The organism is Streptomyces sp. NPDC021562, from assembly GCF_040640875.1.
Classification (GTDB): domain Bacteria; phylum Actinomycetota; class Actinomycetes; order Streptomycetales; family Streptomycetaceae; genus Streptomyces.
Genome location: NZ_JBFACN010000003.1, coordinates 324159 through 339606, shown reverse-complemented (window position 1 = coordinate 339606; position 15448 = coordinate 324159). Strand labels below are relative to the sequence as shown.

General features: G+C 73.0%; 11 protein-coding genes. 4 read left to right on the top strand and 7 right to left on the bottom strand.

From position 1 onward, the window contains the following. Positions 1–10 precede the first annotated feature (10 nt). The gene (locus tag AB0G52_RS06220) at positions 11–1165 is read right to left on the bottom strand and encodes a dihydrodipicolinate synthase family protein (RefSeq protein WP_361334193.1); all 1155 of its coding nucleotides are present in this window, start codon (positions 1163–1165) and stop codon (positions 11–13) included. Continuing rightward, on the bottom strand, positions 1162–2319 hold the full coding sequence (locus AB0G52_RS06215) for a Gfo/Idh/MocA family oxidoreductase (RefSeq protein WP_132886961.1): 1158 nt from the start codon (positions 2317–2319) through the stop codon (positions 1162–1164). The genes AB0G52_RS06220 and AB0G52_RS06215 overlap by 4 nt, the downstream gene beginning before the upstream one ends. Positions 2320–2558: 239 nt before the next feature. Between AB0G52_RS06215 and AB0G52_RS06210 the strand changes: the two genes are divergently transcribed. Further along, entirely contained in the window at positions 2559–3605 is a 1047-nt protein-coding gene (locus AB0G52_RS06210) for a LacI family DNA-binding transcriptional regulator (RefSeq protein WP_361334190.1), read from the top strand. A gap of 535 nt (positions 3606–4140) precedes the next feature. Here AB0G52_RS06210 and AB0G52_RS06205 read toward each other — a convergent pair. Next, positions 4141–4515, bottom strand: a complete 375-nt coding sequence (locus AB0G52_RS06205; RefSeq protein WP_361334187.1) for a hypothetical protein — start codon at positions 4513–4515, stop codon at positions 4141–4143. 359 nt (positions 4516–4874) lie between these two features. Here AB0G52_RS06205 and AB0G52_RS06200 point away from each other — a divergent pair, with 359 nt between their 5' ends. Together AB0G52_RS06200 and AB0G52_RS06195 are read left to right on the top strand one after the other, a co-directional pair. Continuing rightward, a complete protein-coding gene (locus tag AB0G52_RS06200; RefSeq protein WP_132886964.1) occupies positions 4875–5810 on the top strand; it encodes a helix-turn-helix domain-containing GNAT family N-acetyltransferase in 936 nt (311 codons plus the stop codon). 16 nt (positions 5811–5826) lie between these two features. Further along, complete coding sequence (locus AB0G52_RS06195) at positions 5827–6627, top strand: sugar phosphate isomerase/epimerase family protein (RefSeq protein WP_132886965.1); 801 nt, start codon at positions 5827–5829, stop codon at positions 6625–6627. Between the two features lie 368 nt (positions 6628–6995). Here the strand turns inward: AB0G52_RS06195 and aroA are convergent, their stop codons facing one another. Further along, positions 6996–8246, bottom strand: a complete 1251-nt coding sequence (aroA, locus tag AB0G52_RS06190) for a 3-phosphoshikimate 1-carboxyvinyltransferase (RefSeq protein WP_132886966.1) — start codon at positions 8244–8246, stop codon at positions 6996–6998. A gap of 237 nt (positions 8247–8483) precedes the next feature. Here aroA and AB0G52_RS06185 point away from each other — a divergent pair, with 237 nt between their 5' ends. Beyond that, the gene (locus AB0G52_RS06185; protein WP_132886967.1) at positions 8484–10301 is read left to right on the top strand and encodes a glycoside hydrolase family 3 protein; all 1818 of its coding nucleotides are present in this window, start codon (positions 8484–8486) and stop codon (positions 10299–10301) included. Between the two features lie 6 nt (positions 10302–10307). On the opposite strand, the gene AB0G52_RS06180 is transcribed toward AB0G52_RS06185, so the two are convergent. The 3 genes from AB0G52_RS06180 to AB0G52_RS06170 all read right to left on the bottom strand — a co-directional run bounded on the left by AB0G52_RS06180 (position 10308) and on the right by AB0G52_RS06170 (position 15429). Continuing rightward, entirely contained in the window at positions 10308–10700 is a 393-nt protein-coding gene (locus AB0G52_RS06180) for a hypothetical protein (protein WP_132886968.1), read from the bottom strand. Positions 10701–10843: 143 nt separating this feature from the next. Beyond that, positions 10844–14593, bottom strand: coding sequence for an ABC transporter ATP-binding protein (locus tag AB0G52_RS06175; protein ID WP_132886969.1), 3750 nt, complete (start codon positions 14591–14593; stop codon positions 10844–10846). Between the two features lie 329 nt (positions 14594–14922). Continuing rightward, the gene (locus tag AB0G52_RS06170; protein ID WP_361334181.1) at positions 14923–15429 is read right to left on the bottom strand and encodes a hypothetical protein; all 507 of its coding nucleotides are present in this window, start codon (positions 15427–15429) and stop codon (positions 14923–14925) included. Between the last annotated feature and the right edge of the window lie 19 nt (positions 15430–15448).

Sequence of the window (15448 nt, the reverse complement as noted above, 5' to 3'; positions counted from 1 at the left end):
AGGTCGCCGGTCACTGGTTCACCCCGTACAGGGCGAGGAGGGTCTTCATGCGGTCCTCGGCCAGCTTGGGGTCCGGGAACAGGCCCAGCCCGTCGGCGAGTTCGTAGGCGCGGGTGAAGTGCGGCAGGGAACGGGCCGACTGGAGGCCGCCGACCATGGTGAAGTGGGACTGGTGGCCGGCCAGCCAGGCCAGGAAGACCACGCCCGTCTTGTAGAAGCGGGTGGGGGTCTGGAAGAGGTGGCGGGAGAGTTCCACAGTGGGGTCCAGCAGGCCGCGGAAGCCCGCCGTGTCCCCGGTGTCCAGGACGCGGACCGCCTCCGCCGCCAGCGGGCCCAGCGGGTCGAAGATGCCGAGCAGGGCGTGGCTGAAGCCCTGTTCGTCACCCGCGATCAACTCGGGGTAGTTGAAGTCGTCGCCGGTGTAGCAGCGGACCCCGCCGGGCAGGCGGCGGCGGATGTCGATCTCCCGCCGGGCCTCCAGGAGCGACACCTTGATGCCGTCGACCTTGTCTGGGTGGGCGGCGATGACCTCCAGGAAGGTGCCGGTGGCCGCGTCCAGGTCGGACGAGCCCCAGTAGCCCTCCAGGGCCGGGTCGAACATGGGGCCGAGCCAGTGCAGGACGACCGGCTCGGAGGCCTGGCGGAGCAGGTGGCCGTAGACGTCGAGGTAGTCCTCGGGTCCGGAGGCGGCCGCGGCCAGTGCCCGGGAGGCCATCAGGATGGCCTGGGCGCCGGTCTCCTCGACGAGGGCGAGCTGCTCCTCGTAGGCGGCCCGGACCTCGGCCAGGGTCGCCGGGCCGGTGAGCTGGTCGGTGCCGACGCCGCAGGCGATCCGGCCGCCGACGGCCTTCGCCTCGGCGCCGCTGCGCCGGATCAGCTCGGCCGCGCCCGCCCAGTCCAGGCCCATGCCGCGCTGGGCGGTGTCCATCGCCTCGGCGACGCCCAGGCCGTGCGACCACAGGTGGCGGCGGAAGGCGAGGGTGGCGTCCCAGTCGACGGCGGCGGGCGCGTCGGGGCTGGTGTCCGCGAACGGGTCGGCGACGACGTGCGCCGCCGAGAAGACCGTACGGGAGGTGAAGGGGGCGCCGGGGGTGACGGCGAGGGGCTCGGTGCGGGGTTCGTACGTCCGCAGCGAGCCGTCGGGCAGGGGCAGTCGGATGGTCACAGCGAGATCTCCGGTACGTCGATGCGGCGGCCCTGCGCCGAGGACCGCAGGCCCAGTTCGGCGAGCTGGACGCCGCGGGCGCCGGCCAGCAGGTCCCAGTGGTAGGGCGCGTCGGCGTAGACGTGCTTGAGGAACAGCTCCCACTGCGCCTTGAAGCCGTTGTCGAACTCGGTGTTGTCCGGGATCTCCTGCCACTGCTCGCGGAAGGCGTAGGTGGCCGGGATGTCCGGGTTCCAGACCGGCATGGGGGTCGCGCTGCGGTGCTGGACACGGCAGTTGCGCAGGCCGGCGACCGCTGAGCCTTCGGTGCCGTCCACCTGGAACTCGACGAGTTCGTCGCGGTTGACGCGGACCGCCCAGGAGGAGTTGATCTGGGCGATGGCGCCGCCGTCGAGTTCGAAGATGCCGTAGGCGGCGTCGTCGGCGGTGGCGTCGTAGGGCTTGCCGCCCTCGTCCCAGCGCTGCGGGATGTGGGTGGCGGTGAGGGCCTGGACGGACTTCACCCGGCCGAACAGCTCGTGCAGCACGTACTCCCAGTGCGGGAACATGTCGACGACGATGCCGCCGCCGTCCTCCGCACGGTAGTTCCAGGACGGCCGCTGGGCGGTCTGCCAGTCGCCCTCGAAGACCCAGTAGCCGAACTCGCCGCGGACCGACAGGATCCGGCCGAAGAAGCCGCCGTCGATGAGCCGCTTCAGCTTGAGCAGGCCGGGCAGGAAGAGCTTGTCCTGGACGACGCCGTGCTTGATGCCCTTCGCCTCGGCGAGCCGGGCCAGCTCCAGGGCGCCCTCCAGGCCGGTCGCGGTCGGCTTCTCGGTGTAGATGTGCTTCCCGGCGGCGATGGCCTGCTTCAGGGCCTCCTCACGGGCGGAGGTGACCTGGGCGTCGAAGTAGATGTCGATGGTGGGGTCGGCGAGGACCGCGTCCAGGTCGGTGGAGACGTGCTCGGAGGACAGGCCGTGCCGGTCGGCGATCTCGCGGAGCGCGTGCTCCCGGCGGCCGACGAGGACCGGTTCCGGCCACAGCACGGTGCCGTCGCCGAGGTCGAGGCCGCCCTGTTCGCGCAGCGCGAGGATCGAGCGGACGAGGTGCTGGCGGTAGCCCATGCGCCCGGTCACGCCGTTCATGGCGATACGCACCGTCTTGCGTGTCACGTGTTTCCCTTCGTCCGCGTGCGCCCCAGCGGCGCAGCAAGCGCTTTCTATACGGTCTGAAGCTAGCCTTTCCCCACTGGTCTGTACAAGACCGTGACGGGGTCGAGTTGTTCGAGGGGGCGAACAACCGGGGTGATTGGCCTTATGGTCTGCACGGCAAGGGGGCTTCCTTTGAGCTGGCTGTTGATCAGTCCCTGTACGACGACGTACAACGAGATGCGCGACCGGAGGACGACGACATGACGGTGACACTGGCGGACGTGGCAGCCCGCGCCCAGGTCTCGCCCGCGACGGTGTCGCGCGTACTGAACGGCAACTACCCGGTGGCGGCGACCACTCGGGAGCGGGTGCTGCGGGCGGTGGACGAGCTGGACTACGTCCTCAACGGCCCGGCGAGCGCGCTGGCGGCGGCCACCTCCGACCTCGTCGGCATCCTCGTCAACGACATCGCCGACCCGTTCTTCGGGATCATGGCGGGCGCGATCCAGTCGGAGATCGGCGGGCCCGGCGGGCGCGCGGGCGGCGAGCGGCTGGCTGTGGTGTGCAACACAGGGGGGTCGCCCGAGCGGGAGCTGACCTACCTGACCCTGCTCCAGCGGCAGCGGGCGGCGGCCGTGATCCTGACCGGCGGGGCCGTGGAGGACGCGCCGCACGCGGCGGCGGTGGCGGCGAAGCTGCGGAAGCTGGCGGACGCCGGGACCCGGGTGGTGCTGTGCGGACGGCCGCCGGCCCCGGACACCGACGCGGTGGCGCTGACCTTCGACAACCGCGGGGGCGGCAAGCAGCTGACCGAGCACCTCATCGGGCTCGGGCACCGGCGGCTCGGGTACATCGCCGGCCCCGAGGAGCGGACGACCACCCGGCACCGGCTGGAGGGCCACCGGGCGGCGCTGGCCGCGGCCGGGATCGAGGAGGACCCGCGCTGGACCGTGCACGGGCCGTACGACCGGCGGGCGGGGTACGAGGCGACGCTGGAGCTGCTGCGGCGGGACCCTTCGCTCACGGCGGTGGTGGCCGCGAACGACTCCGTCGCGCTCGGGGCGTGCGCGGCGCTGCGGGAGTCTGGGATGCGGATCCCGGCGGACGTGTCGGTCGCGGGGTTCGACGACCTGCCGTTCAGCATCGACGCGGTGCCCGCGCTGACGACGGTGCGGTTGCCGTTGGCGGAGGCGGGGGCGCGGGCGGGGCGGATCGCCATGGGGCGGGAGGAGCCTCCGCCGGGGGGGATCGCGACCGTGCGGGGGGAGTTGATGGTGCGGGGGTCTTCGGGGGTGCCGCGGGGGTGAGGGTCCGGGGGGTGCTTTCCCACCCGCCCACCCGTTCACCGTCGACGAAGAGGTGACGTCCGGGGGCGCCCTCGGCGGGGGGACGGACGTGCGGGGCGCCGAGACGTCCCCGGCGGAGGGGCGACGCACGTGCGGGCCGACCGGTCTGTGCGGGCGACCGGTCTGCTGTCTGCCCCGAAGCGCCCCAAGAGAGACGTGACGTAGCCGGGCAGACGGTGCCCGAGGCTTCCTCATGCCGGTGCCCCAGGGTCCCGAACGGCGTCGGCCTCGGGACGACGTCCGGGGAGCGGGCGGGCCGGGTCAGGGTGTCGAAGAGGATGGTTCGGCCCATGCCGTGGCCGGAGCCGCCGTAGCCGGAGCCGTTCAAGTGGGCCGTGCCCGTCATGGCGGTCGCCGTGCGCGCGGATCTCGCGCTGCTGCCGGAGCACGGAGCCCGCTTGGCCCGTAGGGGATGTGGGGCACGGGTCCGGGTGCCCGCAGGCGGGCACCCGGATCCGTCCTCTGTTCGTAGGAGCGTCAGGAGCTACGACGTGGGTCAGTCCCAGCCGCCTTCGTCGCCCCAGCCACCGCCGTGGTCGCCGCCCCAGCCGTAGTCCTCGTCGTCGCCATAGCCGTAGCCGCCGTGGTCGCCGTGGTCACCATGGTCGCCGTGGTCTCCGCCGTAGTCGCCGTGGTCTCCGCCACCGCCGTGGTCTCCGCCACCGCCATGGTCGCCGCCACCGCCGTGGTCTCCGCCGCCGCCGTGGTCTCCGCCGCCGCCTCCGCCGTGGTCTGCCAGGTAGGTGTCGACGTGGGCCGGTGCGGAGATGGTGGTCGCGCCGGCGATCCCGGCTCCGGCGCCGAGCGCCAGGATGGGTGCCGAGAACGCTGCGATGGCGACCCTCTTCATCCGTGTGGTGTGCGCGCGCATGTTTCGCCCCTCTCCGAGGGTGTGGATGTGTCGGCGACCGCTCCAGGGGGCCGCCCTGCGTGCGCTCCAGAGCCTGCGCGCAGCCCTGAGCGCGTCCGCCGCCCTCGATGCCGGCTCTTCCGCACCGCACGGGTCCTCCGGCGGACCACGTCACCTAAAGTTGAAACGGACATAAGTGACGTTCGTCTACAAACTTACGGCGCTGACGCTGCGAAGTCAAAAGCAGGAACGGCCCCGAGCGAGAAGAACAAGTGAAGCGCGAGCGGCCCGCGTTCGGGCCTGCGCCTTCCGAGCTGACGAGGTGACGGGATAGCCTCGGGGGACGGCATCTCTGACTCAGTCAAACATCGGAGGCCAGCATGACCGTCCAGGACGTCCGCGCCTTCAACCGCTTCTACACCAACCTCATCGGCGCCCTCGACTACGGCCGCCGCCTCTACGCCCCGTACACCCTGACCGAGGCCCGAGTGCTCTACGAGCTCGCGCACTCCACGGACACCGACGCCGCCGACCTGCGCGCCGATCTCGCTCTCGACGCCGGGTACTTGAGCCGGATCCTCAACAGGTTCGAGGAGGCCGGACTGATCGAACGCGCCCCCTCGCGCAAGGACCCCCGACGGCGACGGGTGTCCCTCACCCCGGCCGGCCGGTCCGCCGCCGGACTGCTGGACGAACGGGCCCGGGAGTCGGTCGCCTCGCTCCTCGGCGCCGTCGGCCCCGGCGAGCGGTCCCGTCTCGCCGAGGCCATGCGCACCATCCGTACGATCCTCGGCGACGGGCCCGCCCCGGACGCCGCCGACGAGGCCGTGCTGCGTGAGCCGCACCCCGGTGACCTGGGCTGGATCGTGCAACGCAACGCCGCGCTGTACGCAGCCGAGTACGGCTTCAACGCCGACTACGAGGGGCTCGTCGCCCGGATCGTCGCCGACTACGCCGAGGACCACGACCCGCACCTGGAGCGGACCTGGATCGCCGAGTGGGCGGGGCGGCCGGTGGGCTGCGTGATGTGCGTACGGGACGACGCCCCCGGCACCGCGCGGCTGCGGCTGCTGCTGGTCGAGCCGGAGGCCCGCGGGTTCGGCATCGGGGACCGGCTGGTGGGCGCCGTGGTCGACTTCGCGCGCGGGGTCGGCTACCGGGACCTGGTGCTGTGGACCAACGACATCCTGTCCTCGGCCCGCCGCCTCTACCAGCGGCACGGCTTCGTCCTCAGCGCCGAGAAACCGCACCGCTCCTTCGGGCAGGACCTGGTCGGGCAGGACTGGCGGCTCGATCTGCACGGAACGGGCCGGTGAGACTAGGTTGGTGGACATGAAGTTCGCCTTCTCGACCCTCGGGGTCCCCGGTCTGCCGGTCACGGACGTACTGGCGCTCGCCACCGCGCACGGCTACCACGGTGTGGAGCTGCGCGCCCATCCGGAGGAACCGGTGCACCCCGGTCTCGGGCCCGCCCAACGCTCCGACATCGCCGCCGAGTTCAAGTCGTGCGGGGTGGAAGTCCTGGGCGTCGCCGGGTACGCGCGTGTCGCCGCGCCCGGCGAGGACGCTCCGGTCATCGACGAGGTACGCCAACTCCTCCAGCTGGCCCACGATTTGGGCGCCCCCTTCGTCCGTGTCTTCCCCGGCGCGGACCCCGACCTGCCGGTCGCCGAGTCCGACGCGATCGCCGCCCGGCGGCTCGGCACGGTCGCCGAGGACGCCTCGGCGCTCGGCGTGCGCGTCCTGCTGGAGACCCACGACTCGCACCGCACCGGCGCCGACGCCATCCGTGTCCTCGGGCCGGTCGGCCACCGCATGGCCGGGGCGCTCTGGGACGTGATGCACACCTGGCTCGGCGGCGAACAGCCCGCCGAGACCTACGCCGCCCTCGCCCCCCACCTCGGCTACGTCCAGGTCAAGGACATCGCCTCGGCCGAGGACACCACCCCGCTGCCGCTCGGCGCCGGGATCCTGCCCCTCTCCGACTGCGTGGAGGTCCTCTCCCGGCACGGCTGGGACGGCTGGCTGTGCTGGGAGTACGAGAAGCGCTGGTACGAGTCGGCGGCCCCGCTGCCCGGCCTGCTGCAGGCGGGCCGCGAACACCTGGCCCGACTGCTCAACGAATCCGCGTGAGCACGACACCGCGACGCCAACCGCCCCACCGGCACGACAGCCGGGCCGCCGCCGCGTCGCACGCCTCACCGGCTGACAGCCAGCCCGCCCACCGATGCGACAGGCGCCCCACCAGCACGACGGCCGGACCCCGACGCGACGGACGACCCACGGGCGCGACAGCCCGCCCACCGCTCGCGACGGACGCCCCACCAGCACGACGGCCGGACCCCGACGCGACAGACGCCCCACCGGCGCGACAGCCCGCCCACCGACGCGTCGCACGCCCCACCGGCACGACAGCCGGGCCGTCGGCACGTCGGTCGGGCCCGGGCACCCGGGCGACGGGGTCGCAGGCCCGCACAGCCCGTCGGCGCGGAGGCGGGCTCTCAGGCGGTGTCGAGGGGGATCCCCCAGCCCGCCGCCAGGTCCCCGAACGCCTCGTGGAAGTCCGGGAAGGTCTTCTTCACGCACGCCGGGTCGTCGAAGGTGATGCCCGGGGTGCGCAGGGCGGTCACCGCGAAGGACATGACGACGCGGTGGTCGCCGTAGGTCTTGATCTCGGCGGGGGCGGGGGTACCGGGGCGGATCTCGATCCAGTCGTCGCCCGTCTCGACGGCCACGCCCAGCCGGCGCAGGTTCTCCGCGCAGGCGTCCAGCCGGTCACACTCCTTGACCCGCGTGTTGGCCACGTCCTCGATGCGGACCGGCCCGTCCGCGAAGGGGGCGACGGCCGCGAGGGTGGGCATGGTGTCGGAGATGTCCCGCATGTTGACGGTGAGGCCGCGGAGTCCGCCGGTGCCCCGCACGGTGGTGCGGTCCGCGGCGACCTCCACCTCCGCGCCCATCCTGCGCAGGACGTCCACGAAGCCCAGGTCGCCCTGGAGTGCACCCTGTCCGAGGCCCGGGACGGTGACCTCACGGCCCGTCACGGCCGCCGCGGCGAAGAAGTAGCTCGCGGTGGAGGCGTCGGGCTCGATCGCGTAGGTGGTGGCCCGGTAGCCGCCCGCCGGCACGACGAAGGTGTCCCCCTCCCGCACCACCTCCACCCCGAACGACCGCATCATCGCGAGCGTGATCTCCACGTACGGCGCGGAGACCAGGTCCGTCACCCGGATCCGCAGGCCCCTGCGGGTCAGCGGGCCGAGCATGAGCAGGGCGGTGAGGTACTGCGAGGACTGCCCGGCGTCGAGCGTCACCTCGCCGCCCTCGACCCCGGCCGCCTCGATGCGGAGCGGGTGGTGGCCGTCCGCCGCCTCGTGACGCAGGTCGACACCCAGGTCGCGCAGGGCGCGGGTGAGCGGGGCGAGAGGGCGGCGGCGCATCTGCTCGGACGCGTCGAAGCGGTAGCTGCCGTGGCCGACGGCGGCGAGGGTGGGCAGGAAGCGGGCGGTGGTGGCGCCGTCCCGGCAGTAGACGTCGGCCGAGGGCAGCGCGGGACCCTGCGGGCGGCCGTCCACCTGCCAGGTGTCCGGGGTGCGGCCGATGCGGTAGCCGAGGCGGGCCAGACCCTCGGCGAAGCCCTCGGTGTCGTCGGAGCGGAGCGGGCGGACGAGGGTGGTGACTCCGTCGGCGGCGGCCGCGAGGAAGAGGGCGCGGGCGGTGACGGACTTGGAACCGGGGATGTGGACGAGGGGCATGCGTCGATGATCTCCGGTTCCGGGCGGGTGGGGGGATGCCTGTCCATGGGGTGGAACAGGGGGATCGCTGTGCGCGGGCCGGTGGGGGTTGCTCGCGCAGTTCCCCGCGCCCCTTCGGGGCGCTTATGACCACGGCCGCCGGCCCGCCGCCGTCGGCGTGCCCCCTTCAATGCGCCGGTGGCGGCTCCTTTGCGGATACCGTGCCCTCAGCCGTTCCCCCCACCGCAAGGAGCGCACGTGCCCTCCAGACGCACCCTCCTCGCCGCTACGGCGGGCGTCACCGCGGCACTGGCCGTCGGCAACAGCGCGTACTCCCTCGGCTCGGACGACGAGGCTCTGCGCTCGCTCGTCTCCCGGATGACTCTCCCGGAGAAGGTCGGCCAGCTGTTCGTGGTGCGGTTCTACGGCCACTCCGCGACCGCCCCCGACCAGGCCGACATCGACGCCAACCTGAGGGAGATCGGCGTCCGCACCGCCGCCGAGCTCGTCGCGAAGTACCGCGTCGGCGGCGTCATCTACTTCACCTGGACCCACAACACCCGCGATCCCCGGCAGATCGCCGAGCTGTCGAACGGCATCCAGCGGGCGTCCCTGGACCAGCCGCGCGGACTGCCCGTGCTCATCGCCACCGACCAGGAGCACGGCGCCGTCTGCCGGATCGGCCGGCCCGCCGCCCTGTTCCCGGGCGCGATGGCGATCGGGGCGGGCGGCTCGACGGCCGACGCCCGCACCCTCGGCCGGATCTCCGGCGCGGAGCTGCGGGCGATGGGCGTCCGCCAGGACTACTCCCCCGACGCCGACGTCAACGTGAACCCGGCCAACCCGATCATCGGCGTGCGCTCCTTCGGCGCCGATCCGCACGCGGTGGGCGCGCTGGTCGCCGCCGAGGCGCAGGGGTACCGGGAGGCCGGGGTGGCCGCCACCGCCAAGCACTTCCCCGGGCACGGCGACACCGCCGTGGACAGCCACACCGGGTTCCCCGTCATCACGCACAGCCGGGAGCTGTGGGAGAAGCTCGACGCGGTGCCCTTCCGGGCCGCGATCAGGGCCAGCATCGACTCCATCATGACCGCGCACATCCAGTTCCCGGCCCTGGACGGCTCCGGTGACCCGGCCACCCTCTCCCACCCCGTCGTCACCGGCATCCTGCGCGGCGAACTCGGCTACGACGGGGTCGTGGTGACCGACTCGCTGGGCATGGCGGGCGTGCGGACGAAGTACGGTGACGACCGGGTGCCCGTGCTCGCCCTCAAGGCCGGTGTCGACCAGCTCCTCGACCCGCCCGACCTCGACGTCGCCTGGCACGCCGTCCTGAAGGCCGTCCAGGACGGCGAACTGACGGAGTCCCGGCTGGACGAGTCGATCCTGCGCGTCCTGCGGCTGAAGTCCCGGCTGGGCCTGCTGGACCGGCCGTTCGTCGACACGAAGGACGTGCGCCGGGTGGTCGGCACGGCCGGACACCTGGCCGCCGCCGACCGCGTCGCCGAGCGCACCACCACCCTGCTGGTCAACGAGGACGACGTGCTCCCGCTGTCGCCCCGTACGCACGGCACGGTGCTGGTGGTGGGCGCCGACCCGGCCTCCCCGTCCGGTACGACGGGGCCGCCCACCGGTGTCCTGGCCGCCGCCCTCACCGAACTCGGGTTCACCGCCCGCGCGTTGTCCACCGGTACCGATCCCTCCGCCGAGACGATCGACAGCGCGGTCGCGGCGGCCGGCGGGTCGGACGCGGTGGTCGTCGGGACGTACAACGTCACCGCGGGCGGCGGACAGCGGAAGCTGGTGGAGCAACTGGTCGGCACCGGGCGGCCGGTGGTCGTGGTGGCGGTGCGCAATCCCTATGACGTCGCGCAACTTCCCATGGTCAAGGCCTGTCTGGCGTCCTACTCCTGGACCGACGTCGAACTGCGGGCCGCCGCCCGGGTGATCGCGGGCCGGGTGGTGCCGCGGGGCAGCCTGCCGGTGCCGGTGCAGCGGGCGGACGACCCGGCGCGGGTGCTGTACCCGATCGGCCACGGGCTGACGTACCGGACGCGCGCGTCGGACCGGTCGTGACGGCCCTCAGCAGAGGATCCACCCCGAACTCACCGAGCCGCCCGCCACCGCGCCCTTCACCCAGACGCAGCGGTGACCGGCGTGGACGGTCACCGGGCCCGCGCGGTGGGTGTACCTGCCCTTGTCGACGACCGGGCGGTTGCCGCGGGCCTGGACGCTGACGGACATGGTGCGCTGGGTGCCGGGGTTCTTGGAGAGGGTGACCGCGCAGACGTAGCCGCCCTGCCGGTAGACGTGCACCGTGCCGGTGGCGAAGGGCAGCGCCCGGACCTCGCGGCCGGCGCAGTTCCCGGCCGTCACCGCCTGGGCCTGCGCCGGTGCCACGAGGGCCAGCGCCCCGGAGACGGCCAGTACGGCCGCGCCGAACACCAACCGCCGTCGTGTCGCACCACTGTCCACCGTCGTCCCCTCCCGTGCCGCGGCCGTGCCCCATCCATGTACGTACTGATGTACGGACGCACGACGTATGTCGGATGGTTGCACGACCGTCAGGGACCCGGGTGCGCCGCCCCCGCTCCGCCGGTCCGGAGCCGGGCGGCGGCTCAGCGGGTGGCGCCCACCGGCTCCTCCGGTTCCTCGGACCGGCCGATGAAGGTGCGCCACAGTTCGGCGTACCGGCCGCCGCGCGCGAGGAGTTCCTCGTGGGTGCCGTCCTCGGCGACCCGGCCGTGGTCCATGACCACCACCCGGTCGGCGCGGGCGGCGGTGGTCAGCCGGTGGGCGACCACGAGCGTCGTACGACGGCCCGCGAGGCGGTCGGTGGCCAGGGTGACCTGTGCCTCCGTGGCCAGGTCGAGCGCCGCCGTCGCCTCGTCGAGGAGCAGCACGTCGGGGTCGACGAGTTCCGCGCGGGCCAGCGCGATCAGCTGGCGCTGGCCGGCCGAGAGGTTGCGGCCGCGCTCGGCCACCTGGTGGAGGTAGCCGCCGTCGAGGGTGGCGATCATCTCGTGGGCGCCGACCGCGCGGGCCGCCGCCTCCACCTCGGCGTCGCTCGCTCCCGGCCGCCCGTACGCGATGGCGTCCCGGACGGTCCCCGGGAAGAGGTACGCCTCCTGGGGGACCACGCCCAGACGGTGCCGGTACGAGGTGAGGTCCAGGTCGCGCAGATCGGTGCCGTCGACCGTCACCCGGCCGCCCGTCGGGTCGTAGAACCGCGCGACCAGCTTGACCAGGGTGGACTTGCCCGCGCCGGTCTCGCCGACGAAGGCGACCGTCTGCCCGGCCGGGATGACCAGGTCGATCCCGGCGAGGGCCGCCTCGGAGTCGTCGGCGCCGCCGTAGGAGAAGCGCACGTCCTGGAAGGCGATGTCGCCGCGCAGGGAGCCGACCTCGCGCGGCCGCTCGGCGGACCTGGTGGACGTCGGCTCGCGCAGGAGTTCCTGGATGCGGCCGAGGGAGACGGTCGCCTGCTGGTAGCCGTCGAAGACCTGGGAGAGCTGCTGGACGGGCGCGAAGAACAGGTCGATGTACAGGAGGTAGGCGACCAGCGCGCCGGTGGTGAGGGTGGCCGCCTCGACCCGGTGCGCGCCCGCGATCAGCACGCTCGCGGCGGCCACCGAGGACAGCAGCTGGACGAACGGGAAGTAGAGCGATATCAGGTGCTGCCCCCGGATCCGGGCCCTGCGGTAGCTCTCGCTGCGCTCGGCGAAGCGCCGGGAGCCGTCGCGCTCGCGCCGGAAGGCCTGCACGATCCTGAGGCCGGCCACCGACTCCTGGAGGTCGGCGTTGACCAGCGACACCCGCTCACGGGCGAGTTCGTACGCCTTCACGCTCGCCCGGCGGAAGAAGAAGGTCGCGACGATCAGCGGGGGCAGGGTGAGGAAGACGACGAGCGCGAGCTGCACGTCGATCACCAGCAGGGCGGCCATGATGCCGAAGAAGGTGACGACGGAGACGAACGCGGTGACGAGGCCGGTCTGCAGGAAGCTCGACAGGGCGTCCACGTCCGTGGTCATCCTCGTCATGATCCGGCCGGTCAGCTCCCGCTCGTAGTAGTCGAGCCCGAGCCGCTGGAGCTGGGCGAAGATCTTCAGCCGCAGGGAGTAGAGGACCCGTTCGCCGGTACGGCCGGTCATCCGGGTCTCGCCGACCTGGGCCGCCCACTGGGCGAGCACCGCGAGCAGCCCCAGCAGCGCGGCCGCCCAGACCGCGCCGAGCGCCATCCGGGAGACGCCCTGGTCGATGCCGTGCCGGATCAGCACCGGGAGGAGCAGGCCCAGGGCGGCGTCCGCGGCGACCAGGCCGAGGCTGACGAGGAGCGGTGCGCCGAAGCCCCGCAGCAGGCGGCGCAGGCCGTAGGAGTCCTCGGGGCGGACGGCGCCGGCCTCGTCGATGTCGGGGGTGTCGGTCGCCGGGGGCAACGCGTCCACCTGGGCCAGGAGCTCCGGGGTGGCGGGGGTGCCGGAGAGGGCGAGGTCCCGGGGCGTGCGGTCGCCCGTCCACAGGCGCGGGGTCACGCCGCGCTCGGCGTCGAACTCGGCGTCAAGCTCCTCGCGTACCGAGGTGTCCTCGGCCGGGCCCGCGGGCAGGGCGTGGCCCGGGGAGACCCCGCCCAGCTCGTCGGGGTCGGTGAGCAGCCTGCGGTAGAGCGCGGACCGTTTCTGCAGCTCCTCGTCGGTGCCGATGTCGGCGAGCCGGCCGCCGTCGAGGACGGCGATGCGGTCGGCGAGGTTGAGGGTGGAGCGGCGGTGCGCGATGAGCAGGGTCGTGCGGCCCCGCATCACGTGGGTGAGCGCCTCGTGGATCTCGTGCTCCACCCGGGCGTCGACGGCCGAGGTGGCGTCGTCGAGGACCAGCAGGCGGGGGTCGGTGAGGAGGGCACGGGCGAGGGCGACCCGCTGGCGCTGGCCGCCGGAGAGGGTGAGGCCCTGCTCGCCGACCTTGGTGTCGTAGCCGTCGGGCAGCTCCGCGATGAAGCGGTCGGCCTGCGCGGCGCGGGCGGCTTCGCGGATCTCCTCGTCGGTCGCGTCCGGACGGCCGTACGCGATGTTGTTACGGACCGTGTCCGAGAAGAGGAACGAGTCCTCCGGGACCAGGCCGATCGCGGCCCTGAGCGAGTCGAGGGTCAGCTCGCGCACGTCGTGGCCGCCGACCAGGACGGCGCCGTGGGTGACGTCGTAGAAGCGCGGCAGCAGGAGGGAGACCGTGGACTTGCCGGAGCCCGAGGAGCCGACGACGGCGAGGGTCTCGCCCGGGCGGATCTCGAAGCTCAGCCCCTGGAGGACGGGACGCTCGTCGTCGTACCCGAAGGAGACGTCGTCGAACTCGACGGTCGCGGGCGCGTCGGCGGGGAGGGTCTTGGTGCCCTCCTTCAGGGTCGGCTCGGTGTCGATCAGCTCCAGCACCCGTTCGGTGCCGGCGCGGGCCTGCTGGCCGACGGTGAGGACCACCGCGAGCATCCGGACCGGGCCGACCAGCTGGGCGAGGTAGGAGGAGAAGGCGACGAAGGTGCCGAGGGTGATGTGGCCGCGCACCGCGAGCCAGCCGCCGAGCGCCAGCATGGCGACCTGGCCGAGGGCCGGGACGGCCTGGAGCGCCGGGGTGAACCTGCTGTTCAGCCGAATGGTCCGCAGCCGCCCGGCGAAGAGCCTGCGCCCGACCTCGCGGAGCTTGCCGGTCTCCTGCTCCTCCTGCCCGAAGCCCTTCACCACGCGCACGCCGGTCACGGCGCCGTCGACCACGCCGGCGACGGCGGCGGCCTGGGCCTGGGCGTACCAGGTGGCGGGGTGGAGCTTGCTGCGGCTGCGCCTGGCGATCCAGTACAGCGCCGGGGCGACGGCGAGGGCGACGAGGGTGAGCGGTGGGGACAGCCAGGCCATGATGGCGAGGGAGAGCAGGAAGAGGAGGACGTTGCCGATGGTCATCGGCAGCATGAACAGAAGGCCCTGGATCAGCTGGAGGTCGCTGGTGGCCCGGCCGACGACCTGGCCCGTGGACAGCTCGTCCTGGCGCCGCCCGTCGAGCCGGGTGAGGGTGTCGTACATCTCCGTGCGCAGGTCGTACTGGACGTCGAGGGCGAGCCGGCCGCCGTAGAAGCGGCGGACGTAGGTGGCCGCGTAGACGAGGACGGCGGCCCCGACGAGCGCGCCCGCCCAGGGCCCCATCGACCGGCTGTGATCACCGATCACGTCGTCGATGATCACCTTGGTGATGAGCGGTACGACGGCCAGCACGGCCATTCCGGCCAGCGAGGACCCGAGCGCGAGCACGACGTCCCGTGGATGCCGCCAGGCATAGCCCGCCAGCCTCCGCGCCCAGCCACCCTGCTGCCGCTCCCCCTGTTGCGCTGCCACGCGGTGCCCTCCGATCGCCCTGCTCTTCCGCAACGCCACAACACCAGCAGAAGCGGATTTCATCCCTCCGCAACAAAACAGGACCGGCCGGGCGGAACGCCTGGAGTGAACACGACGAACATGTCGGCGGCGTCGAGCCCGGCGTCCGTCCTGTCGGTCTCCGTCGTGACCAGGGCCTCGCCACGGCTGACGATCTTCGCGCGGCAGTCCTCGGCACCGAGCCGTAGGTGTCGGCCTTGCTACCGTCTGTTCCGGAGTGGCGATGAGATGTCGGCCGTCGTCACGGAGGTCGAGTTGTCGCGGCGCAGGGTGTTTCTCGGACGCGCCGGCTAGGGGTCTGATCGGCCGGACACGTTCTGGTGCCCGACGGTGATCGCCCACCGCACGCCCGGCGACGCCGTCACCCGCACCGTGCCCGGCGTGTGGGGGGGTGCCACGCCGCCGTTCATGTTCATCTCGTTGCCGATGGTGCTGACCTGGCCGGCGACACAGGCCAACGGGAAGCTGAAGCCGAGCGGTTCGACCGTGACGGTCAGCTCGCCCTTGCCCTCGCAGTTCACAAGGACGGTCAAACTGCCGCTGCCGACACCGCCGTTGATCTCCATCTCCCGGCCCCCGGTGGCGTTCGCCGCCCGGGCGACGACCTCGCCGCCGGTGAACACCGGCGCTTTGATCACGGAGTTGTACACCTTGGCGGCCGGTGTCCCCGTGACGGGAGCGGGCGACGAGGTCACGGGGGCGGGCGCGGCACGACCGGAGCCGCCGTCACATCCGGCAGCCAACAGCACGGCCGCTGCCGCGCATACCGCCGCAGCGGACACACTCGGGGTTCTCATGGGCCTCATCCTCGGCCAC